The following is a 25,748-nucleotide window of genomic DNA, read 5'->3' as shown; positions in this document are numbered from 1 at the left end:
CCATTATATTCTGCTTAATATCTTTTACTGATAAAAATTATTGTTTCCTTGTTTAAACAAAAAAATTATTCCCATTTAAATTAAATGGGAATAATTATTATTTTCACAATCAGAATTTACCGATTAAGTTTATAAACCAACCCTCAGATTTATAGTCTAACTCCTCACCCCCACTTTTATATCTTAAATCACTCAGATCATCTGTAAATTTACTGAAGTTATATCCTACTCCCAGTTGTAAATTTTCATTGATATCTCTGTATATTCCTGCTATCACTCCCTGTTTAACCTCATCATCTCCTCTATTTTCTAATATATGATACTCTGCAAATAGATCCCAACGATAAATAACTTCATACGTTGCTCTCAGTGCATATAAGTTAATAGTGTTATCAAACCAACTTCCACCAGAAACTAATCTCACCTCATCTTTTCTTATCGCATATTTACCCGCTACACTCAATTTTTGTGTCAAATCATAGATAGCCTCGAGAGAGAATATATGTGCTTTAAACTGCATCGCTGCAGAAGAATCTACCAATCCTGTTCCAGACGTGTCATAGATATAGTTCCATCTTGAGATTAAATTCAATCTATCATTATATATTGGTCTATAACCTAAACCTAATCCCAATTCATAATATTTATCGTTTGTGTCAAAGCTTCTATTCAAATACTCATTGGTATTAGATCTTTTTAAGGTAAACGAATCCCCTTTTACACTTACATAGTTAGCTTCTGCAAATAAAGTATACTCTGGTGCTGGATTCCATTTCATATTATTTATAAACCCTAAACTTTTTGTATCCCTTGCCCCTGAATCTTTTCCGTATTCAATTCTATTTCTAGAATAGAACTTTTCAGACTCATATCTCACTCCAGAGCTAAGAGTATTTCTTCTCACGTCTCCTTCGTATATTTCTACATCACCTTTTTCATACATAAAACTAAGCGTCAGATTTTCCCGATATTTATAGTCAACTCCATACCCCTGTAAAAGCCCTTTTTCTGAATAATTTTTCATCAAACTTGCCTCTTGATATAGGTCTACTTTTTCATTATATGCAAGCTTTTGACCCAGAGTGAAGTCTCTTGTAAGATCATCCTCATTTTCATAGCTATACCCTGTATAAATCTCATAATCTGGACTATATTTATATCCCAATTTAGCCTCTACAGCATCGCCCTGATTTCCTGTACTTACCGCACCTCCAAGTTCTAATTTTTCAGTTACAGCCATATTAGCTCCAACTGTAATCAGATTATTAGTTCCATACCCTTTATCTCTCCATACGGAACTTTGAAGCTTTGTATAACCTTCCAATCTTTCACTGAATTCATATCCTACTCTTGCCCCCAGAAGAAAAGCTTCTCCTGTATCTAAATCGTTGTCATTGTATGTGATGAGTTGTGATTCATCCTCCTTATTTTTTACATACTCACCCTCTAATCCAAAATTTAATCTATCTGTATAATCATAGGATACTCCTAACAAAACACTATTTTCCTCTTGTAATCCTTCAGAATCTCCATAGTCGTCAAAATCTTTCTCTGTATATTTTGTAGCTTCCGCATAAACTTTTGTTTTCTCATTGGCTTTATGCTCAGCTCTTATTCCATACTCTTCCTTTTCTAGCCCACTATTTTCACTTGCTGTTGAAAAGTTTTTATCTTTTTTAGAATACCAAAATTTTACAGTGTCATTTGGATTTAATTTTTTAAAATAATCTTCAGGTTTCAATGCCCCCTCTATATAGTAAGCACGTCCTTTTGCATTATCCAGAATGATTGGCTGTTGAATAAAATCATATCCAGCATTATATGAAAACCAGTTTGAGTCCTGTGTCAGCTGATTTCCCTTACTCTCTGAATATTCAGCTTTCAAATAAGTTCCATTAGATTTTTTTAAAACAATATCTCCACTTGCCAATTCATAGTCAGTTGTATCACCCTTTCTATTCTCTTTTACATATGTTCCACCTATCGCTGCATTATTGGTAAGCCAGGCCTGTCCTCTTCCTCCCGCTGATAGATTTGAAATGTCATCCATTGGAGAATAATATTCATAATCTGCTACTAGATAGGTATTTGCAGAACCAGACGGACTGTCCTTTATTATATCTGTCGACCCTTTATTAAAGTATGTCTGAGAGAGCGGGTTGGATAGAATAATTCTTCCTGATAGCTCATTTATTGTATAGTCACTACCCTCTGTTAAAGGAACTCTATTTGTTACTCTTCCAGTTTTTTTATCTGTGATTTCAACAATTAATTTAGCACTTCCTATAACTATATCTCTTTCACTAAGATAGTATATACTTCCGCCACTTCCTAAGAACTTATCCCTTTTATAGCTTGTATCAGGATTGGATGCAAATCCCTCTATATGGTACAAACTATCTCCAAATGTGTTTGTATCTAAACTATTATATTCAGCTCTAGCTCCGTATAAGCTTCTGTTATATTCGTTATAAATTCCTGAATCCAATCCAGTTTCATAATTTCCCCACAGAACTTGTGATTTGTCCCAATCAACTCTCAAATAAGCCTTACCCTGTGTTTCAACATCATAATACAGTTCAGATTCATCTCCATAATTAAATGGAAAATATTGATTGTCAATCCTTCTGAATATAGTATTTGGATCTCTTTCATGAAAATCTGAAAACATATTTTTTATCTCTTTACCCCAAGTATCCGCTTGTGCAGTAATCTTATATTTTCCTTTTATCGCTTTATAATACGCTGCCAATCTTCCAGTATTATAATAGCTAGGTTCAAAACTAGGATCATTTTCTAATATGGAACTGCTCCCCGATATTTTATTTTTTCCATAATAAAAATCAGCTAACCCCACTAAATATTCATAATTTGGTTGGGTTTCAACTTCAATTGGATATTCTACACTTGTATCCCCGGACTCCACATTGAGTTTATATATCTTTTTAGGTTCATCGGATATCGTTTCAAAGATAAAATCTCCCTTAGAGTCTACATCAACCTTTTGATTGTCTATTTTTACCAAACTATTTCCTTTTAAATCTCTTCCGAAAAATCTTACTTTAGACCCCGATACTGGAATATTTTGGAGTTGTAAAGAACTCGTCCCATAAATTTTATTTTTTATATCTTCTGTCACATCTTCTTTGTCTTTTTCAGATAGAGTTTTAAATCTCTTCAAGTCTATAACTTTTTCTTTTGTTTCATCAAAACTTCCATTCTCATCATAGACTCTTAAAATATAGAAAAGATTTTCTTCACTCTCAAGTCTGTCCTCTTTTTCTAACTTCCCATCCCATATTATAGGTTTATCTTTTCCTAGATTCTCTCCAGTAACGACTGCTATTGGATTAATTCTAGCTCTATCCAATTCTTTATACACATAGAGTTCATAACTTTTTATATTCTTTTCATAATTTGTATATGTATAAAAAAATATCGGTTCCTCTATCTCTCCAGAAAAGTTTATTGTCGCATAATCTGAAGTTTTTACATTTAATTTTGGTTCTACAGCGATTGGATCAACCACACTATATATTACTCCACTTCTATTTTCTAAAAACACTCTACCTTTATAGATATTTTTTTCAGACATAGGAAATGTTGGTAGTTCTTGAAGATTTGAGTCAAGTTCCAATTTCTGGAACTCAACTCCTCTCATATTGTTTTTAGAATTTTCCCAACCCTCTCCTAAATCCTCTGTTATATATGAATCTATAATATCATACTCATCAAATGCATTTGGAGGCTGAATTTTTGTTGCAGATTCCAAGGTTTGTCCCACAGCTATATTTATAGCTAATGATCCCATAATTAATATTAGCATTCCCTTATTTGATATAAATCTCTTCATTATATTCTCCCCTCCCCTTGCGTTTGAATAAGTTGTACTTCGATATTTTTTTCATCCAAATATCGCTTTAAAGATTCTAATAACTTCTCTTTTCTTGCCCTATCCAAATCTGTATTTTCGCTTGTATTTAATTCAACCAGTAATTTATCCCCTTTATTTAACCTTCCCTTAATCGAACGATAAACTTTTTTATAAATTACAGGTTTTAAATAATCACTATTTTCATCGAATAAAACTTCTGGATGTATCTTAACTCTCAACAGTTTTAGTCCATTTTCTGTTGTTTCATAAGTTATCCTAGGAAGAATTACTCCAAAGTTATACTTTAGCATTGTCGATCCCAATCTTTGAACTTTTGGATTTTCTGTTGTAAATATTGTTCCTATTGGAAGAGTTGTTTCATCCACTTTCAAAATATAATTCTTACCTTTTTTAGATGAAACCTCTGGAATATGATATCTACCGTATTGATCGGTTATAATAACTAGACCCTCAACATTTGCCAGTCTAACTCCAGCCAATCCCTCTTCCTGCAACCCTGTATTCATTATTGTTATCTTTTGGTAATACTCCACTTCATTGACCTTATTTTTATTTGTACTTCTCTTTAAAACCTCTCTTTTCACAACTATATTTTGTGAAACCATACCCTTAGATTTTAATCCTGTATGTTTTAATAGTATCTTTTTATCCTTGGTTAGAGTAATATTTGTCCCCTCTGCTGTCGTAACATTTATATCTCCAAGGTTTTCAATATTTTTTACTCCTGTATATATCTCTATTTTAGATTTATCTAATCTATCACTTTCAGTTACTCTTCCATGAAGTATATCTTTAAATTCGATTCCTCTAGATAGAGGTACACTTTGATCTTTAATTGGTCCTCTAATTCCATCAATAACAGTGAATGTACTATTTGGTATATAATCTGATTCTGGAATATATTGCATCACTTTTATTTTTGTTGCTCTAGAATCATCTTGAGTTCCATCACCATCTCTATCATGGAAAACTTTACCTATAACTGTTGTAGTTTCAAATAAAGGATCCTCAACTACATCTATTTCTGCAGAATCTTCATTTGATATTTGAGTGCCAAAAGAGTTGATTGCCACCGCTAAGTTTTTATATTTTCCATGAACAACACCTATTGATACCTTTGTTAGATAAACTACCTCTATCTGCTCTCTAGGTTTCAAATCAAATGGTCCTACATATACCGAGTCACCGACATATTTTGTAGGTATTGTCCCTATATTCACTCCATTTTGAACCACCTGTAAAGAGTTCTCCACAAAAGTAAATCCTGATGGTGGAGTATCTTTTATATAGATATTTTTTACTGTTTGATTTTCATTATTTGTTGCCAAGATTGAATATGGTACAAATTTTCCTATAGATGTTTCTTTGAGACCAACCTCTTTATCTATAGTTATCATCGGTTTTTTAATTTTAGTTATCGCTCTTGAGTCGATTTCATTTCCATCAAACAACTTTATTATAGCCACATTCTCTATCTCTTTAACATTTAAATCCAGGGATAGTTTACCTTTTATTTTATATGTTAAACTCTCTCCTACCGCAATTTCAGCATCAGTTATATTTAAATCTGTATTTGCTGGTGGAAGTGTTCCTATATAACTATTAGGTCCAGCTTCACCTGTTATCTCCCACTCTGTAAATGCCGGTATAACTATACCAGTATTTGATTTTCCTGTTATTTTTGATACGTTGTCCACGACTGCAAAATTAGTCGCTTTTGATTGCCCTACATTTTTTATAACTATGGTATATTCTAAATCCTCTCCTAGTAAAATCTCCTCCATATTTGATGTTTTTTTAATCTCTAGTTTTGGTGATTTTGGAATCACTATTGCGAAAGCTTCTAGCGATGTATCCAAATCTAGAGTTCCATCATTATTTTGGTCATAGTTTGTTGTAACTATATTTTTAATCTCTTCGCCTGAAATTAAAGGTGTCATTTCACTCACTTTAGCCACTAAAGTTATAATAGCCTCCTTGTCAACTCTGCCTATAATTATTGTACTTGAAGACGAATTTATTGTTCCTGTATATGGAATATCGACCCCATTCTCTTGAACAGAGAGTACTGATATTGTCGCTGGATCAAACAATGCCTCCCCTGTCGATACACTTATTCCAGTAATATCATCCACCACATGAACATTAAATACCGTTCTATCGGCAATCACTTTAATTGTGTACGTAACTAACTCTTGCGGTATGATATTTATATCATTTTCAAATTCTGTTACTGCACTTTTCTCTACGGTTATAACTGGATTTATAGGATTTGAAACTACCGTTGAAGATATCTCTATTGGTGGTCCTACAGGTGGTGTAACATTAGCCACAGCTGTATTTTCTATATTTCCTACTATTCCATCTTTAACCTTTGCCACAACTGTATAAATAATTTTTGCTCCCGGTTTCATGTAAACTATATCGTCGATAATTCCCTCTCCAACAGTTTTAGGAATTACTACTGCCGATCCTGCCGGTATTATCTCCTGCGTTATTGCCACTCCATCTTCAAATGGATAAACTAGACTTCCGGTGTTGTCTGAAGTTCTGATATCTTTAATAATATCTTGGATTGCAATATTATTTACATTTACATCCCCGTCGTTTGATAATGTTATTGTATAAGTTAAATCTTTCAACGATTCAAAGTTTATTGTGTCAACAGTTTTAATCAGTGATATTACTGGTGCTTTAGGATTTATTGTAACTGTATTGGAGTTTATTACCTCAACATTTTCTTCTTGACGAAGTACAATTTTTGCTGTGTTATCAATTTTTTCCACGGCATTTTCTGCCACTTTAACTGTTATATTAAACTCTATTGTGGAACCATTTTTTATATCTATCTCCGCTTTAAAATCTGGAGCGCTCTCAATCATAGTTACTTCATTTTCAGTAGAACTTGACTGGTAACTAACAGTCATATTTGTCAAATCAAAAGCTGGTCCTGTTATTCCTTCAAGAAGTATTGTTTGAATTTCAGAAAATAGATCCAAAACAATCGCATCCCTTACCCAACCATCTCCAATATTTTGTATAACAACTGTATAGGCAACACTATCACCCGGTATATATATATCTTTATCCGCTGATTTAGTTATCACTAGTTTTCCTAATCTTCCTTTAGAAGTCACGTCAGATTTTAATTCCGTCTCATCCTCTCCTACTATTTTATACTTTCCAATCACCTCATTTAAAATATCTCCAAATACATTTGAACCAGTGATTCCAGACAGAGTTAAAATAATTTTATCTCCTGGGGCTATATCCACAACTGCCGAATATGTATCGCCACCTATTGAATCTATATTTCCTTCTGATATCAATGCAGATGTACTTGGTACTTGTAAACTATCTCTTTTCCAAGATACAAATGCCAGCCCTTGAAGATTACCACTTCCAGATATTTCAGTTTGAATTTTACCAATCTCATCTGTGATATTAAATCCTGGTAAATTTGATTGACTTGTATTTTCAATTGTTATTGTATATGTCAACTTATCTCCAGATGAATACTCTACTTTATCAACTAGCTTTTCTAGTTTTGCTGTCGGAAGAACATTTTTTATTGTGGATTCATCTCTTCCTTTCTCATCTGCATCTGGATAATTGAATGTAACCTCATTTAAAATATCTCCATAGACTGTTGATTTTGCAAACCCTCTAATCTCTATTATCACCTCTGTTTGCTTTCCTATATCCACTTTTACATTATTTATATCTCCTGATGTCGGTATTGTTGTTACATCTGTATTTACGGTATCCCCTACCACTGTTGTGGATATTGTCCACCCTGGTTTAAAGGCTGGTGTCAGCACGCTACTTCCAATCTGCTTAGCCAGTACACCACTTATAATATCTGTGATAAATACATCATTTGCTATGCTCGTCACCGATGTATTTTTTATTATTATGTTATATCCTATCTGTCCATCTGGTAGATAGGTTGGCAGATAAGCTGTTTTACTTATATTTACATCTCCTGGTTCAGATGTTGAAGTCACTGTTTTATCTGGAAGAGGCTTTGTCGTTGTCCCGTCCAAATACGATCCTTTTACAGTGTTTACAATATCTCCAACTATATCACTGTTCACTTGAGCTGTTACTATAAATGTTATCACATCCTGTGGAGCTACATCTATTGTATCGTTTAAATTTACTCCTACAATTGGATAACTTGATGTATATATACTTCCTTTAGATAGGTCTGTCTTTGTGATTGTCCATCCAGATTTAAAGGCTGCTGCAGTTGTTCCATCCGCTTTTAACGCTGTGATACTATTTATTAAATCTATGACTTTCACATCATTTAACCATTGTTTTTCATTTGGATTTTTTAAAGTGATTTTATATTCAATAGTTCCGTCTTGAATATATACCTCGCCTTTTGAAATTTCTTTATTCAAATTTGGAGCAGTTGGAGATTTTGGCTTAATCTCAGGTGAAGGAGTTTCATTTCCATCCACCAACACATGGTTAGAAGATATTATTCCCACTGCATCCCCTACAATTGTTGCTGTTATTGTGAAGGTTACTTTCTGATCCGGTCCAATATCTGCCAGGGTGGATATATTTGTATTTGGTGCAAATGTATCTGGATCCAGTTTTACAGGATGATCTTTTTCTACGGATATTGTCCATCCAGAAAATGCTGGTCCAGTTGTTCCACCTGCCAACTCCACGCTGACATCATCTATCTCATCTTTTATCACAGTATCTTTTGCTACTCCACGCCCTGTGTTATGCACAGTGACTTCGTAGACAATGGATTGCCCAGGTTCATAACCTTGTCCAGTATAGTTAACTCCACCAATAGAAACTATACTTTTAGTTGTTTCTAAAAATGGTGGATAAGGTGTTGCCACAACCTCATTTGAGTCCTCGGTTATATCAGATTCATCCAATAGCTTTTGGGTTAGTTTTGCACTGTTTTTTATTACTGAAATAGGCAGCCCATCGATATCCCCTTCGTTGACTTTTGCTTTTATAACAATTTCAACTTTTTCAGAATTTTTTAATCCAATCTCCACTCTTGGATTATCAGTTGTAGATACTACCCCTATTGCCGGTGATATTAAAGTTGCATTTGACCCATCATTCGCAGTGACACTTACAATTGTCCAGTTCAAAAATGCCTTTAAGCTACTTCCTTGTGTTCCACCAACCATAATATTTTTAATTGCATCTTCAATTACAACTTCTGCTGGATTCCCATCCCCATTAGTTACTGTTATTTTATAAATGATTGTATCTTGTAACCAATATTTTATTGGATTTGAAGTCGGTGTTTGATTCTCTCTCACGGTCGCTTGCTCTTTAACAATCGTTACAGATGCATCTTTTGGAACAGTTTTCACGGTATTACTATCCACCGAAGAATCACTGCCGTATTTAAAAGCTGCATTATTCAACACTTTTCCTTTTGCATTTGCTTTTATTTTTGCCAAGATAACAAATTCAACAGCTGACATAGGTCCTATATCCACTGTCGCATTCAAATCATTGTTTGAATCTTGATAGGGTATATCTACCACTACAGGATATGCACTTCCTAACACTGTATTTGATTCAATTGTCCAACTTTCAAAAGCTGGTTGTAAATTTACAACTCCTACAAACTCTGTCAAAATTCCACTTATTTTATCTGTTACCAATACATTATTTGCCCATCCTTGCCCTACATTTCCAACAGTGATTACATATTTTATTGTATCCTTTGTTATATATACAGGTTTGTCTATAGTTTTTAAAATCTTTAATGTTGGAGCAGATGGTTTTACTAGTGCTTTATCATCATCTAAAAGACCCCCTGTGGAATCTTTTACACTTGCTGTGTTCTCTATATCCCCAACAGCATTTTCATTGACTGTTGCTTCTATATTTATTGTTAAAGTATCCCCAGGATATATGTCTGCTGTTCCTTTATATCCGCTTGTATAAGCGCCGTCTTGTACTACAACTGTGTTTGTATTATTTTTAGTGATTCCTGTGACTACAAACCCAGTAAAAGCTGCTCCTGTCGAAGGATTTCCTACAAAATCCGTTTGAATTGCCAGCAGGTCATCAACTATTGAAATATTATTTAAATACCCTGTTCCTGTATTTTTAACAACAAGTTTATAGTGAATTTTTCCTTTGGGAATATAATTGGTTGTATCAACTATTTTATCTATAGTTGCTATTCCTATAACCGGTGTCAAAGTTACTGTTTTTTCTCCTAAATCTCCATTATAGGTTCCAGTTACACTATTAGTTATATTTCCAATGGCTTGGTCATTCGCCTTTCCTTGAATTCTTATAACAACAATTTGGTTTGGAGCCAAGTCTATATTTGCACTATTTAAATCCCCAGTCGCTCCAACTCCTGATACAGATATTAGATCTGGATTGGTATTTCCCGGATTGAATACAGACAGCGTCCAGCCTGGTTGAAATGCATCCACTAACCCACCTGAAATACTGTCGACCTTTATAGAGCTTATGATATCTTTAATTTTAATATCATTCGCAATTTTATCTGGACTTATATTTCTTACAACAACTCTAAACCCTATATTTCCATTTGGAGAATATGTTGTCTCCCCATCAATCAACGGCAACTTATATAGCTCAACATTTGCCTTTCTCGAGCTTATAATTTCACTTGGTACATCTTTATTGTTCACTTTAGCAATATTTACTATATCCCCTACTGCTAAAGATGAAGTTTTAGCTTTTATTGTAATCTCTATTTTCCCAGTTGGAGCTATATCTATCTCTGTATTTATATCTTGATTGTCAACTAAAGTATTTTGAAGTATTGTTTCACCATTGTAGTTAGAATCCCCGTGAGTAATATTTGATGTTAAAGTCCAGCTTGTAAAAGCTTGACCTTGATTTCCACCGATTATCTCAGTTTTTATCTGACTCAATAGATCTACAATTTTTATATCATCTCCATATCCTTCACCTGTATTTTCTACAGTTAACTTATATGTTATCTCCTCGTTTGGACCATACAGTTTATCTACTGGTGAAATCAATGTTTTTGAAGATATAATATTTGGTTGTTTTGGGTTAACTGGAGCCGAAGGATAATTTGTTCCCCCTATTGTTGCAACGTTAGCAGGAACTATTCCTATCGCAGTGGAAACAATTTTCCCAGTTATTATATAAGTTATTCTATCTTTAGGTGCCAAATCAGCCTCTTGAACAATACTGCTTGTTCCATCTCCTGAATTAGATTTTATATTTGTTAGAACAGGATTCCCCAGTGTATTTTCTACACTCGATGTTATAGCTATATTTTCTAAAGCTTTTCCTGTTGTATCCCCTGTCAAGCTTGTTACAATACTGTTTAAATTATCCACAATTGAAAGATCATCATAGAAACTATTCCCTGTATTCTCTATTGTTATTTTATATTCTATGGTATCTCCCGGCTTATATGTATCTCCAACTACAAATGTTTTTCCAGCTAATTTAGTTATTTTTTTAGATACCGCAAGGGTTGTAGGTACCTTTGTTAACTTTTTAGTTTTTGTATCACTTGCATATTTTGAAGTATTTGTAAAGTCTCCTATAATAGTTTTCTTTAGCACTCCTGTTATAACAAACTCTATCCATCCACCAGAAGCTATCGTTACCTTATCTAAATTTATTGTATCGTTATATGTTCCTACTGTCGTCACATTTCCGCCTGAAGTTGTGTATGTGGTAGAATAACTTTCAAATACACTTTCTATTGGAGTTTCTACAGATCCTGGAGTTTCAGCAACTTCCGCTGTTATATTTGCAACGAAATCTTGATATGTTTGCAAATAGCTTGTTCCTGAACCTGTATTTTGTACTTTTATTTTGTAAACTACTGTTTCCCCCGGCAAGAATGTATTTTTTACACTTCCATCTGGATTGTATGCTTGCTTTGTTTGAGTTATCGTAGATGACTTCATAGATGTGGATACATTTTTTTGAGTTCTGTTTACATCCACAATATTTTTTATGCTTCCTACAGCTTTTTCATTTATTTTTGCTTTTATTACATAGCTAAACTCACCTAATGGTGCTATATCTACAGTTGTATCTATCCCCGTAGTTGTAGATGTGTTTAACACTATCGAATTACTTATATCGGAGTTTGTTGCCACACCTATTGAACTTGTTTTTGTAATTACCCAACTGTCAAAAGCTTTTCCAATAGTCCCATCAGAATAGTTTGTTGTAATATTAAATAGATCATCTTTAAAAATTCCATCATTTAATATTCCAAACCCTGGATTTTTAGCCATAATTTTATATTCAATGTACCCACCTGGTTGATATCCTCCTGTTATGACAGTTGTACCATCGAGTGCATAGTATTTTGTTATCTCTTTTGTCAAATTCAGATTGTCTGCTGCTGGTCCTACCTCATTTGAAACAGCATCAGTATCTATATATGAAGTATTTACCATATATCCGATAGCCTTCTCATTAACTGTAGCCTTAATCTTATATACGATTTTCCCACCTATTGGTATATCCGGTGTCGCATATAGTTTTCCCGATGTTATAACTGGATTTCCTAAACTAGCTTTATATCCAGTAGCAGTTGAATTTACTAGATCTATAGTTATATTTGTCAGTGCTGGAGTTATCGTCGCTCCTGTTGAATCCAATACTGATATTGAGCTTAAATCATCCTCTACAACTATATCTTTAGCATTTCCAGTACTGTTATTATTTATAGTTATTGTGTATATCATCTCTTTCCCAGGTTGATATCTTGACGGGCTTACAGATTTTGTTGACTGAAGATTATATCTATATGGCTCGGTTATCAATCCATTGTTGTCTATAGTTCCTATTGCATCCTTTCTAACCGGTCCTGTTATAATATACTGTAGTTTTTCTCCAGACTTAACATCTACTACGCCTACTAAATTTGTATTGTTTGCTGGTCCTGCTGTAAAATCCTCTTCTGTTCCATTAGTTGAACCTGTATTAACTGCAGTAACTGTAAAATTGTATGCTCCTGTCACTGGATCTTGGAATGGGTTTCCTGTTGTTCCATCAATCAAATCAACTGACAATGATTTAATCAACTCGTTGATATTTATATTATTTTGATACCCAGACCCTGTAGAATTAACAGTTATTGTATATGTCAAGCTGTCAACTCCCGGAATATATCTACCCTTATCCACAACTCTTGTAATTCCTCCACCAGGTGGTATTATATTGTGCTGAATTGAACTAGTCCCTATTATATTATTGGTAGAGTTATAAACTGAGACAACATTTGTCAATGTTTTGCTCACAACCCTATCACTCACAGTTCCCACAATTTTATATGTTACAGTTGAGTTTGCACCAACAGTAATAGTATCATTTAAATTTGTTGTTCCCGATGCTGCAAATATTGTTGCGGGGTTTGGATTATTTACACCTTTATATATTGTCCAGCTTGTAAATGCCGATTGATTTAAAAGATCTATTGTATTGTCTGTCAAATCATTAGCATATGTCGCTTTTATTGAAGATATCAAATCCTCCACTCTTATATCTTCATGTTTTCCTTGTCTATTTTTTACATCTATAAAATAAGTTACCGTTCCTCCTGGAGTAAATGTCAGAGTATCACTTCTTTTTATTATATCCAGTCCATTGGCAGCCGCATTTCCATCTCTATCTACCGTTGTTGACGAGCTCTCTGTCAAACCGTTTTGAATATCTGTAACAAAGGCTGTATTAGAAACAAAACTTCCATTGTAATCAGCTTTTACATTGGCTAGAATATCATAGACAACAGTTCCTCCTGGAGCTATATCCACAGTACTATTTAAATTAGTATTTATTGTCCCTGTAATTCCTGTTGTGCTTCCTACCCCAGTCGATATCCCTGTAATTCTAATATTTTCAAAGTATGTAGCATTTAAAATATCTGATATCGTTGCATTATTTGCATATCCATCCCCTATATTTTGAACAGTTATCTTAAAATCAACCTCATTTCCATTTCCAAAACTTGTGCTTGTAGTTTGTTTTATAATATTTAGATTTGGATATTTTGGTACCACTGTCCAAGATGCTGCCAAAGTATCTGCTGTCACCGTATTTTTTATATTTCCATACACAACTTGATTCTGAGTTGGATTTTTCAATATCGCTTTTATTTTATAGGTAATCGACCCACCTGGAGATATGTTCACTGTATCTTTTATATCCAAATTTGAAAGCTGTGATGTTATTGTTGATTTCGTCTCCGATCCAACTAGAGTTGGCACGTCGACAGTCCAGCTTGAAAATGGGGATATTAGACTTCCATCTCCTAAAAGTTCAGCCTTTATTGTACTGATTAAATCTTCCACTTTTATACCTAGTGCAACTCCTGCTGATGCATCATTTGAAACAACTACATTATACTCAATCATTGTCCCATCTTTTGAAACGTAGCTACTTGTCCCTGATTTTTCAATTTTTATTTTGGATACCCTCGTTATCGATCCTTTATCTGAAAACAGATTATTATCTACTCTAACTTCATTTTTAATCTTTCCTTTAGCTTTTGGGCTCACAACAACATCAATTGTATATCTGATTCTTCTATCAGGACCCAGTATTGCATTTGTCACTAAAAATGTTGGATTAGAACTTTGATTTCCATTGAACGACCCTGTAAACCCAGGGTATGTTGTATCGTTTGGATCAGTAACTAGAACCGGTGATCCACTTGCTATATCATACACTTTTGCTGTTACTACCCAAGAGGTGTACGCTGGACCTGTTGTTCCATCAATTAAAGTTGTCATAATTTGTGATAGCTTATCCTCTACTTTCACATCAATTGCATAACCGTCTCCGGGGTTATCCACATCTACAGTATAGCTTAAAGTTCCACCCGGTATATACTCTGTTGAATCCACATTTTTGGCAATTTCTAAAATCGAGTTAGACATTTTAACTCCTGTTCCATTTTCAGGAACATTATCATTGGCAGAAACAACTTTATCTAAAATTGTCCCCACTGTCGTCAATTTTGTCTTAGCTCTTAATTCATATACTATTGTTCCGTTTGGTCCAATATCTGCTGTTAATAGCAAATCTCCAGTTTGTCCTATAAGCCCAGTCGTCCCCGGAGCAGTTCCAAGACCTGTTTGGCTCAATACAGATAGATCCCAACTTTCAAAAGCTACACCATCAGATCCTGATAACTGTGTGGCTTGAATTTGAGTTATCAAATCTTTTATCGCCACATTGTTCATATAGTTATTTGTTGGATTATTCACTGTAATAGTGTAAGTGATTACATCTCCTGGTGTATACTCTGTTCCTGTTGGAACTTTTGTTATTGAAACTAATGAATTATTAGCTAGTGCTTGTGCTGCTGTTGTTACAGTTTTGGTTATCGGTGTTAAAGCACCTTTTTTTACATTTACATTATTTGTTAAATTACTTATTGATGTATTTTTGGTATTTACAGTTATTGTATATATTATTTTCTCATTTGGATAAAGCGAGATCAAATCCGATAAATTTTGATTGGATACTGTTCCACCAAAATCTATTAAAGAGGATTTAGAATTTGTGGATCCCACATCTAGAGCTGCCGATATAGTAAATGAGTTAAATGGATATGCAGAGATTATATCTGTAGCTGATGTCGCTCCTGAATTCGCTAAATTCCCCAATATATTTAGTACAGTATCTTCAACAACATACTGTGAAGCTATTCCAAGACCTGTATTTGAAACTCCAATAGTATAAACTATTGGATCTCCTGGTTTATATGTGGATATATTTTGAGTTTTAGTCACATTCAATGTCGGTGTTTCTGAAGTAATAACATATGGATCCGTAGCTACATTTCCATTTCTATCTGTTATTTTAGCTATATTTGTTATATCTCCAACTATATCTGGTTTAACTTTTCCAGTTATCTGAAACTCAACTGAACTGCTTGGTAAAATAGTTATATCAGTTGCTGTTAAATCTCCTGTTGTGTTAAATGTTCCAGTCGAATTTCCAGCTGTTGCTGTCGAAGCGGTTGTCGAAATTGTTCCTGGTACAAAAGCAACTTTAGTTGTCCCATCAACAGCTAGTGCTGTAAGTGTTGACAATGTATCTTCCAATTTTAACTTTGTTATTGCTGTTGTTGGACTTGTGTTTGTTATTATTATTTTGTATGTGAAATTTTGATTTGGAGTAAATTTAGAATTTGTTGAAGTTTTATCTAAAGTATATTGATAATTTGCCAATTTTAAAGTGATTGTATTGGAATCAAGTGTTGCACTTCTCACAGTTGCGGTCGCCTTATTTATTATATCCGCTGATGCATTTGCTAAGACTGTTCCAGTCATTAAATACTCTATTTTTGATCCAGCAGTTATTGTCATTCCTGTCGCTATAAGGTCTCCAGAGGTTGAAAAACTTCCTATTATGCTTCCTCCTGTTGCCGTTGCCGTTGTAGTAACTCCAGTTATATCCGCTGGCTGGATATCTGTTATTGTCATCCCTTTTATACTACTTGTACCTGTATTAGTTACAGTTACCTTATATGTTACCGCCCCGCCTTTTTCATAAAATCCTGATGTTGTAGTAGTTGCACTCTTAACTAGAGTGTAACTGTATGCCACTCTTGTCAGAGTCTCGCTTCCTGAACTTAAAATTGTGCTTCCGGTTGTATCTTTCACTTGGGCAGTCACCACAATATTATCCTTCACTCCAGGATTTACAACTCCCAACACATAGTACTCTACAAATCCTCCAGCAGGGATTGTAACATTACTTGCTAAGAAATCTCCACTCAGATTAAAAGTTCCTTCGTTTGCTCCAGAACTTTTAGCTTTAAATTGTCCTGCTAAATTTGAAAATACAGCTCCAGTCCCTCCTGCATCTAAGCTTGAAGTCAATCCGCTGAGTGGAACAGATACCATCACACTATTCAATGGATTTACATCTGGATTGTCAACCCTTATTTTATAGATAACTTGATCGCCGTTGTCATAGTTTTTTGCTAAGATATTTCCTACAAGATCTGTTTTAGTAACTGTTACTGTTGGTCCTGTAGGAACCGCAAAAACTAGTACCGAGTTAAAAACAAAAAATAACAATAAAACAAGCTTTTTGTAATAGCTTTTCAAATTTGCCATATTTCCCCCTCATATAGTTTTAATTTTTTTATTTAATTTATCTTTTTTATCTTCAACTCTATTCTGTTTTTTATAATTTTTCCTTTTATATTTTTTGATTTTTTTCATTATTTATATATTATTAATAAAAAAACTGCTTGATTTTAAACCAAGCAGTTCTTTTTTATACTACCATTTATATACTACATTTACCCCAACTCTATTGCTTGTTTCACTGTCTCTAAATGCTCCTGTATAATCTATTCCTCCAGTCAATTGCTCACTGAAGTCATATGTAGCTCCAACTTTAACATATCCTACATCTTTACCTATATCTAAACCTGGAATTTCATATGATGCTGGACTTCCTTTATAGAAAGTTGCATTAAATGAACTAGGATCATCAAAATAATGTTGCCATCCGATATCTCCAAACATTCCAAATTTATCCCAAGTTTTCTCATACATCAATCCTAATTTACTTACAAGAGTATTTAAATCAGCTTTGTCTAAATCTAAAGCGTAAGCTGAGTCTCCATCCTCTTTATAAGCATCTCTTGTATACCACATATAGTCTAATCCTACATATGGATATAGAGACGAGGTATCATCAAATTTATATTGATATCCTAACTCTGCCCCTAGTGAGATTAAATGTGAATCAAAATCACTTGTCAACGATTGAACAGGTGCTGTTCCTAAAACAACATGATCTCTATCAAAAACCTTTCTTGTTAAATCATGTTTACTCCATGAATACCCTAAGTTTCCTGTCAATAACCAACTATCTTTTTGATATGTTACAAATCCATCAATTCCTAAAGAATCTACGTCCTCTTTTCCTCCCTCTCCTGTTTTATAATCTACATCTGAACCAGCATATCCATAACTAATTCCAGCTAGCCAGTTTGAATCAAATCTATGGAAAGTTGCCCCTGTAACTCCCCAAGTATCATAATCAAATTCAGAACTAGATCCACCGTCATATTTTCCAAAGTCTCCAAATACTTCAGCAAATTGAAGATTATTATAAACAGTTTCATTTATTACCTCAGCATATTGAACCACTGGTTCAGGCACTGCAACTATCTCTTTACTACTTGTTGCTTTCATTGGTGTAGCCTTATCTAATAGTGGTACTGGGAATATAATTTCCTCTTGAACCACAGTTTTTTCTGGTGCTAAGAATGCAGCTTTTCTTGCATAGTTATAACCTTGATTTCTCATATGATTTGCATTTATGATATCTACATTGGACTGAGTATATCTGTCTATACTCTGTGCATATCCACCTTGTAATCCATTTCCACCAGCTCTTTCAAATATTAGTGTTACGTCTCCTGTTTGAGCATCATACTCATGTCTAGAAGTCCATCCCTCAATTTGACCACCTGTTATACCCTGAGCTGCAAAATACTCCTCAGATAGTGTTCCAGATCCCATCTGTGTTCCATCTATTACAAGACCACTTTGATCCACAACTTTTGTCACTTCACTAGGTGCTCCATTTGTAAATATATTTGTTATCTCAATTCTCTTAGCATTTGTAGTGAATGTGTTATCCATTGCTCTTTGAGTGATTTTACTTCCTTTATCTAAAGATATTGAGTTTGCAGCTAGAGTTGATGTTACATTTCTACCTACATGTTTTAATAAACTACCATCTTTTGTAAACTCAACATTTCCTTTGAACAGATCATTAGAAGACTCTTTATCTCTACCTATATGCTCTCCATCTACATAGATACTGTTAAATTTATCTGTTGTAATAACATTATCACCGTTTACACTGTAATCATTGATTATATTTTGAGAGTGTGGTTTTAATTTTATTCCTTGATCCACTTTCCATGTAGCTTCACTTACACCATCACCTTTATCATATATGGTTCCATCTACATCTTTAAGGATTTCTCCACTTCCATCAATAGCTTCATTTCTCACGCCATTTTTGGCAAATACGATATGACTGAAACTATAGTCATCAATTTTTCCATACTGCTTGTCTTGAAGAACTTTTCCAGTGTGAGGATCAACTGAATCTATGAAGTAAAGAGTATTATCTCCTCCACCTCCGTTTACTCTACCTGTTATTTCTGATCCTGATCCTAGGTAGATTGTATTATCTCCTGCTCCTGCTATAATAGCTATCTTTTCAGTTGAATTAGGATCTAACCCATTAGCTGATAGAATTGCTTTTCCAGCATCTGTTATTGGATTTGTTCCTTGAGGATCAATAATACCGTGATTTACAAAAGCTGAATTTCCAGCCACATAAGCACCTATATTACCGTCGTTAACTATTCCACCTTTCAATATATCTTTCGAATATTTAGTTGTGATATCCGCTTTTTCAGCATCAGTTAATCCACCATAAGTTTCTATCCAACCTAAGAAATCTGTTGATCCAGATCCCACAAAGTCAGCTAAGTAACCTCCATGTAAATTTACAATTCCTTTTAGTATTCCATCTACAATTCCTGGCATATTCTCTCCACCATTTATTGTATTCAATAAATCCACAGTGCTTAAATCTCTACCCCAGTTTATAGCTAAAGAGTTATCGTAAGCAACCATACCTACGTCTCCTGTATTTTTAACTAAACCAGCATTTAATGCCATTCCTCCATTTTCAGCTGCCATTCCAAAATTACCGTTATTTCTAACTCCATAATCTCCTAATCCAACTGCTAAAGAACCAGTATAATCATATCCTCTATCTGGGAAGTGAATTAGATTTTCAAGTAACTCTGCTGGTATTTCTCCTTCAACCCTTAAAATTCCATCCTCATCAGCATGAGCTGCTAGAATTGCACCCAAAATAGATTGATGGTTTACAACATCTGATCCCGTTCCAGTAGCTATCATTCCTACATCACCATTATTTGCTACCAGTCCTGTATTTACAGCAAGACCTCCATTGGTTGCTGCCATTCCTATGTTTCCATCATTTCTTACTCCGCCAGCTGCCAAAAGTGATAGATTTGCCTCTGGCACATAGTTATTTTGTGAATTTCTATCTTCCTCTCGTACTCCTATAATAGATCCCTCTACACTTAAATCTCTACCTGTATTTACAGCGTAACTTCTCTCTGTTCCATCTCCTACAACAGCTGTCCCATCAGCTATCATTCCTATATCTCCACCATTAGCTACTAATCCTAGGTTCACTGCTGCTCCACCATTATATGCTGCCATTCCTACATTTCCACCATTTTGAACTCCACCTGTAGTTGACAATGTCAAATCCACGTAGTCTGGTAATGGCGATTCAGGTCCTCCATTTCTTGGACGGTGTATCAAATTCCCATCAGGATTTCCATACGCTAGAGATAAATCCATATCTCCAGCAGCATTTATTGCCCAAGCTTCTTGCCCATCCGCTACCATTCCATAATCTCCACCATTGGCTACCAATCCTAAATTGGCTACAACAGCTACACTATCCACATCAGATTGAGCTACCATTCCATAGTTTCCACTATTTTGAACTCCACCTATTGCACTTCCTGAAGATGCAAATTCAGAGTATAGAGGTCCATGCGGTCTATTTCTATGACCATTATTATATTCCTCTCTCCATTCTATATTATAATCAGCATCAAATCCTGCGTTTACTGCTATTGCAACTCCACCTTCAACAGCGTATGCACCCATTCCTACATTTCCACCATTGGCTACTAATCCCATACTTGGTAGACCTAAAGGCTCTAATACATCTGGAGCGTCACATCCTTCATCTTCTCCATTCCCACCATTATTAACTTGACCTACCATTCCCAATAGAGGTATATATGGTGCGTTGGCTGCTAAAGCTATTGCTCCCTCTCCTTTTGCTGAAGCTACCATTCCGTAGTCTCCACCATTTTTTACTCCATTTTCTGTTGAAACCTCATAACTTTCGTTTAAATTTCCAACTATATTTCCTTGTGGTGGTGCTGGTCTTGTATTGTTGGAATTATTTCCATATTCTAACTCATAATCAGTTTTACTATAAGTGAACTCTCCAGTTCCACCAAAATTTCCTACAAAAGCTACAGTTGGATTTCCATTGTCTCCTACCTCAGCGTTTGCCACCATTCCGTTATTTCCACCATTGGCTACCAATCCAAAGTTTAATTGCCCTGCAATTCCACCGTTTTGAGCATTGGCTACCATTCCATTATCTCCACCATTTTTTACTCCACCATCTGTTTTATATGTATCTGTATTATATTTTTTTACCTCATCTGGTCTTCCTTCTCTTCCTCCTGGTCCACCATCGTGCTCATCTTTTGCATACACATGAGTTTCATTTAAAATCCCACCTGTATTAACTCCAAACGCCATCGGTGTAACATTATTATTGTTATTTCCAGTATATGTTGGTGGTGGTCCAACCACATTTGTTCCATCCGCTTCCACATACATTCCATAATCACCAGTATTCGCTACTAATCCAGAGTTATACAGAGCTGAATACGGCTTTTGACTTGGTGGTTGTGGTCTTCTTTCATCATTATCCTCATATTTATCATAATCTATTGCAGTATGGTTAGCATAAGCCGCCATTCCATAGTTTCCATCATTTTTTATTCCATGCCCCTTACCAAAAGTAGTTTGAATTTTTGTAGGAGGATTCCCAGTCGTTGTTTGAGTAGTCTCCCAGTCTCCGGCTGTATTTATTCCTATTCCACCATTCACTGCTAAAATACCATAGTCTCCTGTATTTTCTATTATCCCTCTATTCCAAGCTAGAGAATTATCCATTCTTCCTATTCCTAGTGCTACCATTCCCGCACCAGTATTAGAACTGTCTATTGTTCCAGTATTTATAACTTTCCCGCCATGAGTTGAAAGTGTTCCCGCTTTTGTAGTTCCTTTTATCAGACCTACATTTTCTAGCCAATTCCCATGAGTAGAATCTATTGTTTCCCCTGTTTCCGCATTTCCATTCACGAGATGTATTCCGTGTGGATTGAATGCCTCCAATACTAGATGCTCATCTGGAGAATATGTGTCCGGTGAGTATGCAAACCCCACTCCCCCAGTTATTAAAAATACAACTAATAAAGCTTCTGTTATTTTTGTTTTTCTTTTCAAAAATCTTTTCAGTAGAGAATAAGTATCATTTAAATTCTTCATACAATACCTCCTAAAATAATTAAGTTATTTTGATTCCCCATTTTTAAGTAAAAAGTTTATGTGTATTTTTCGACAATTCTATTGTATTCTGACTTTTTATCTTTGTCTTTATGAAAAGTTTTTTTTTAGTTCAAAATTTTTTTCATAATATTTTTAAAAAGGAAACAATAATAATCTCCGTATCTTAATTTAAATAAATATAATTTTTTAAATATAGATTTCTTGGGGGGAGTCATCTTGTATATAAATAGCAATCATATTAAAATTTTAAATATAATAAAAAATAGCAACAATACAACGTTTGAACATATCCTGCCATTTTTCAAATTAAGTTCTCAGCAGGTTAAAAACTATATTTTCGATATCTATCAGGAGATCTCTCCAAATGAAAAAAATTTAAATTTAAACTCCATTATTTTAAAAATTCATAACTCAAAAAATTTAAAACAACATCTGCGAAAAAAACAGGAGTTTACCAAAGATGAAAAAATCTATTACATAGCCTTCAATATTTTATTGAAAAAGCATGTGACTATATCAAGTATTTCACGAGATTTAGAGGTTACTAAACGAGGATTAAACTACTATTTTGCTGAGGTTAATAAAATTCTTCTCAACTCTAGCCAAAATTGTCAAAACATTAAATTAAAAATTTCAACTAAAGGAGTTCAACTAATCGCCTCTAAAAATACTATTGATTCCTTGACTTTCTCAATATTTTTTAAGCTTTTAATTGAAAAAGATACTCTGCCGACAAAGTTTAGATCCCTTTTAATTAAGCATATTCGAGTAGAGAGCTTATACCAATTCAAAAAAGATTGTGGTAAACTCTGTGAAACATTCAATCATAAACTCTCCATCTACAGTCTATATTTCTTTCTAGCTTTGGTGGCAACTTCATCTCAAAGTTCAGCGAAATCTAAGATAAAAGATATTCCTTTGAAAGAACTCAGTAAATATAACAGCAACTCTACCTTCGACGAATCTACTTTTAAAAAAATTTTTCTCTATTTAAAAAAATCAGAACTAGGAAACCTTCCCAAAGAAAACATTGTTTTTTTACTCTCCGGAATCAGCAATATGCTGAATCTATCCGACAGATATCCCAAAGAAGTGATCTCTATATGTACTCAAATCAGACCAATTATCTACAAATTTTTGGATAAAAATATCTATAACAACCCTAACTATTTTAAACTTATTGCTCCTTGGGTTCAACTTTGTATGTATAGAGAACTCTTTTCGATAGACGATTTCAATTTTTTAAAATTCAGCTTCGATTTAAATGAGTTTAAAACTTTAAACTTTATTGAGATGACAAAAGAGATATCTAAAATTTTACCTAAATTTTCTTTTTATGAAAGTGTTATATTTTGGTGTAACTTCTCTAAAAAAGAGTCTATTCCAAATGAATTTGACTATTTTTTAGTCTATAACAATATCCCAAATCACTTGATTGAAAATATTATAAATAAATTAGAAAAAAAATATCCATTTAAGATAAAAAAATCTATAACTCTCTCCAATCTTAAATATCATTCTTTTGAATCTAAAAAAGATAAGATAATAACACTTGAAAAAATGAGAGTTTTTATTAAAAATGTTGAGCTTATAAACCTCCCGTTTCCAATATAAGTTAAAAAAGGACTGAGAAGTTACACTCTTGGTCCTTTTTTAATAATAAAAAATTTGACAAATCGATCTAAAATAAAGTATATAGCTATAATAAGATTCTAATAAGAATTTAAAAAAGGAAATACCGTCCGCCTATCTGAAACACAGATGACCGGGGTAGACTAAAAACGGAGGTATTAACGTTATGGCTATCAAGTATGTTCCAGAACCATTTAGAATTAAAATGGTTGAGACAATCAAAATGACTACACCTGAGGAAAGAGTTGAACGAATCAAAGAAGCAAACTACAATCTTTTCAATTTAAAAGGGGAGGATGTATATATTGACCTGCTTACAGACTCTGGTACAAATGCTATGAGTCAAGATCAGTGGGCAGGTGTTATGAGAGGGGACGAGGCTTATGCAGGAGCTTCGAGTTACTTCAATCTTATAAATACTGCCAAAGATGTTTTTGGTTATGAGTTTATTCAACCAGTTCACCAAGGAAGAGCTGCTGAAAAAGTTCTTTTCCCAACTTTTTTAAAACCGGGACAATTTGCTATTTCAAATATGTTCTTTGATACAACTAGAGCTCATGTTATCTTAGCTGGTGCTCGTCCACTGGACTGTGTTGTTCCCGAAGCCAAAGATCCAGCAAAGAGATCTAAATTTAAAGGGAATATGGATGTTGCTAAAATGGAGAGATTGATTCTTGAGCATGGTCCTGAAAAAATTGGACTTGTTGTTTTAACAATCACCAATAACTCTGCGGGTGGACAACCTGTATCTTTACAAAATACTAGAGAGGTGGCTGCTCTTTGTAAAAAATATAATATTCCACTTGATATCGATGCTGCTCGTTTTGCCGAAAATGCTTTCTTCATAAAAAGAGATGAGCCCGGATGTGAAAATATGTCTATCAAAGAGATTGTAAGAGAGATTTTCTCATATGGAGATTTCTTTACAATGTCAGCTAAAAAAGATACTATCGTTAACATGGGTGGTTTAATAGGTGTCAAAGATGCCACTAAAAATGCTGAAATAATCTTAAAAATAAAAGCTAACTGTATAAGTTTTGAAGGGTTTACAACCTATGGAGGTCTTTCAGGTAGAGATTTAGAAGCTCTTGCTATTGGACTTTTAGAAGGAATTGATGAAAACTTTTTGAGATATAGAATTGGACAGATGGAGTATTTAGCAGCTCGTTTAGATGATGCTGGAATAGTTTATCAATCTCCTGTTGGAGGGCATGGAGTGTTTGTTGACGCCTCTAAAATATTCCCAAATATTCCTTACAATGAGTTTCCGGGACAAGTTTTAGCTGTTGAACTCTATAAAGAGGCGGGTATCAGAACATGTGATATCGGATCATATATGCTAGGAAATGACCCCGATACAAATGAACAATTGAAAGCTGATTTTGAGTTTACACGGCTTGCTATCCCTCGTAGAGTTTATACTCAAGCACATGTGGATATTATGGCCGATGCACTAATAGCTATTAAAGAGAGAGCTCACGAGATTCAACGAGGCTACCAAATCACATGGGAACCACCTATATTACGTCACTTCCAAGCTTCCCTTGAACCTATTGAAAAATAACCAATAACGGAGGTTTTATGGAGAATATTGAAAATAGTATAGAAATAAAAAATGACCTAATCAATGAGAATAGTCGGGATGGATTTAAATCAAAATTTGGTTTCATACTAGCTTGTATAGGTTCAGCTGTGGGCATGGGAAATATTTGGATGTTTCCATATCGAGTTGGACAGTTTGGAGGGGCAGCCTTTCTTATCCCATATTTTTTCTTTATCCTAGTTATAGGATTTACTGGAGTTATCGGTGAAATGACGCTTGGGCGTTCTATGGGAACAGGTCCTCTTGGGGCTTTTGAAAAAGCCTTTAAACAGAGAGGATTAAAAGGGGGAACTGCTATTGGTATGATTCCAGTTGTGGGTTCTCTTGCTATTGCAATTGGATATTCCATAGTTGTTGGATGGATTTTAAGATACTGTGTCTC

At 34.2% G+C, this 25,748-nt stretch carries 5 protein-coding genes and 1 pseudogene; 3 read left to right on the top strand and 3 right to left on the bottom strand.

All coding sequences use genetic code 11. From position 1 onward, the window contains the following. Window positions 1-109: 109 nt before the first annotated feature. The 3 genes from Q0V67_RS05065 to Q0V67_RS05055 form a co-directional block, all read right to left on the bottom strand. Window positions 110-3,853 carry a hypothetical protein gene (locus tag Q0V67_RS05065; protein WP_297597666.1) on the bottom strand — a complete coding sequence of 1,248 codons (3,744 nt, stop codon included), beginning with the start codon at window positions 3,851-3,853 and terminating at the stop codon, window positions 110-112. After that, a complete protein-coding gene (locus Q0V67_RS05060) occupies window positions 3,853-17,007 on the bottom strand; it encodes a hypothetical protein (protein WP_297597665.1) in 13,155 nt (4,384 codons plus the stop codon). The genes Q0V67_RS05065 and Q0V67_RS05060 overlap by 1 nt, the downstream gene beginning before the upstream one ends. 168 nt (window positions 17,008-17,175) lie before the next feature. Next, window positions 17,176-22,110, bottom strand: a complete 4,935-nt coding sequence (locus tag Q0V67_RS05055) for an autotransporter outer membrane beta-barrel domain-containing protein (protein WP_297597663.1) — start codon at window positions 22,108-22,110, stop codon at window positions 17,176-17,178. 237 nt (window positions 22,111-22,347) lie between these two features. Between Q0V67_RS05055 and Q0V67_RS05050 the strand changes: the two genes are divergently transcribed. From Q0V67_RS05050 to Q0V67_RS05040, 3 genes and pseudogenes are all read left to right on the top strand, one after another. Beyond that, window positions 22,348-23,745, top strand: a complete 1,398-nt coding sequence (locus Q0V67_RS05050) for a hypothetical protein (RefSeq protein WP_297597661.1) — start codon at window positions 22,348-22,350, stop codon at window positions 23,743-23,745. A gap of 184 nt (window positions 23,746-23,929) precedes the next feature. After that, on the top strand, window positions 23,930-25,327 hold the full coding sequence (locus tag Q0V67_RS05045) for a tryptophanase (RefSeq protein ID WP_297597659.1): 1,398 nt from the start codon (window positions 23,930-23,932) through the stop codon (window positions 25,325-25,327). Window positions 25,328-25,344: 17 nt separating this feature from the next. Then, window positions 25,345-25,748 (top strand): annotated as a pseudogene (locus Q0V67_RS05040) (hypothetical protein); the annotation flags it as partial.

The sequence above is a fragment of the uncultured Cetobacterium sp. genome (assembly GCF_947072685.1).
GTDB lineage: Bacteria > Fusobacteriota > Fusobacteriia > Fusobacteriales > Fusobacteriaceae > Cetobacterium_A.
This window is presented reverse-complemented; position numbering and strand designations above follow the sequence as displayed.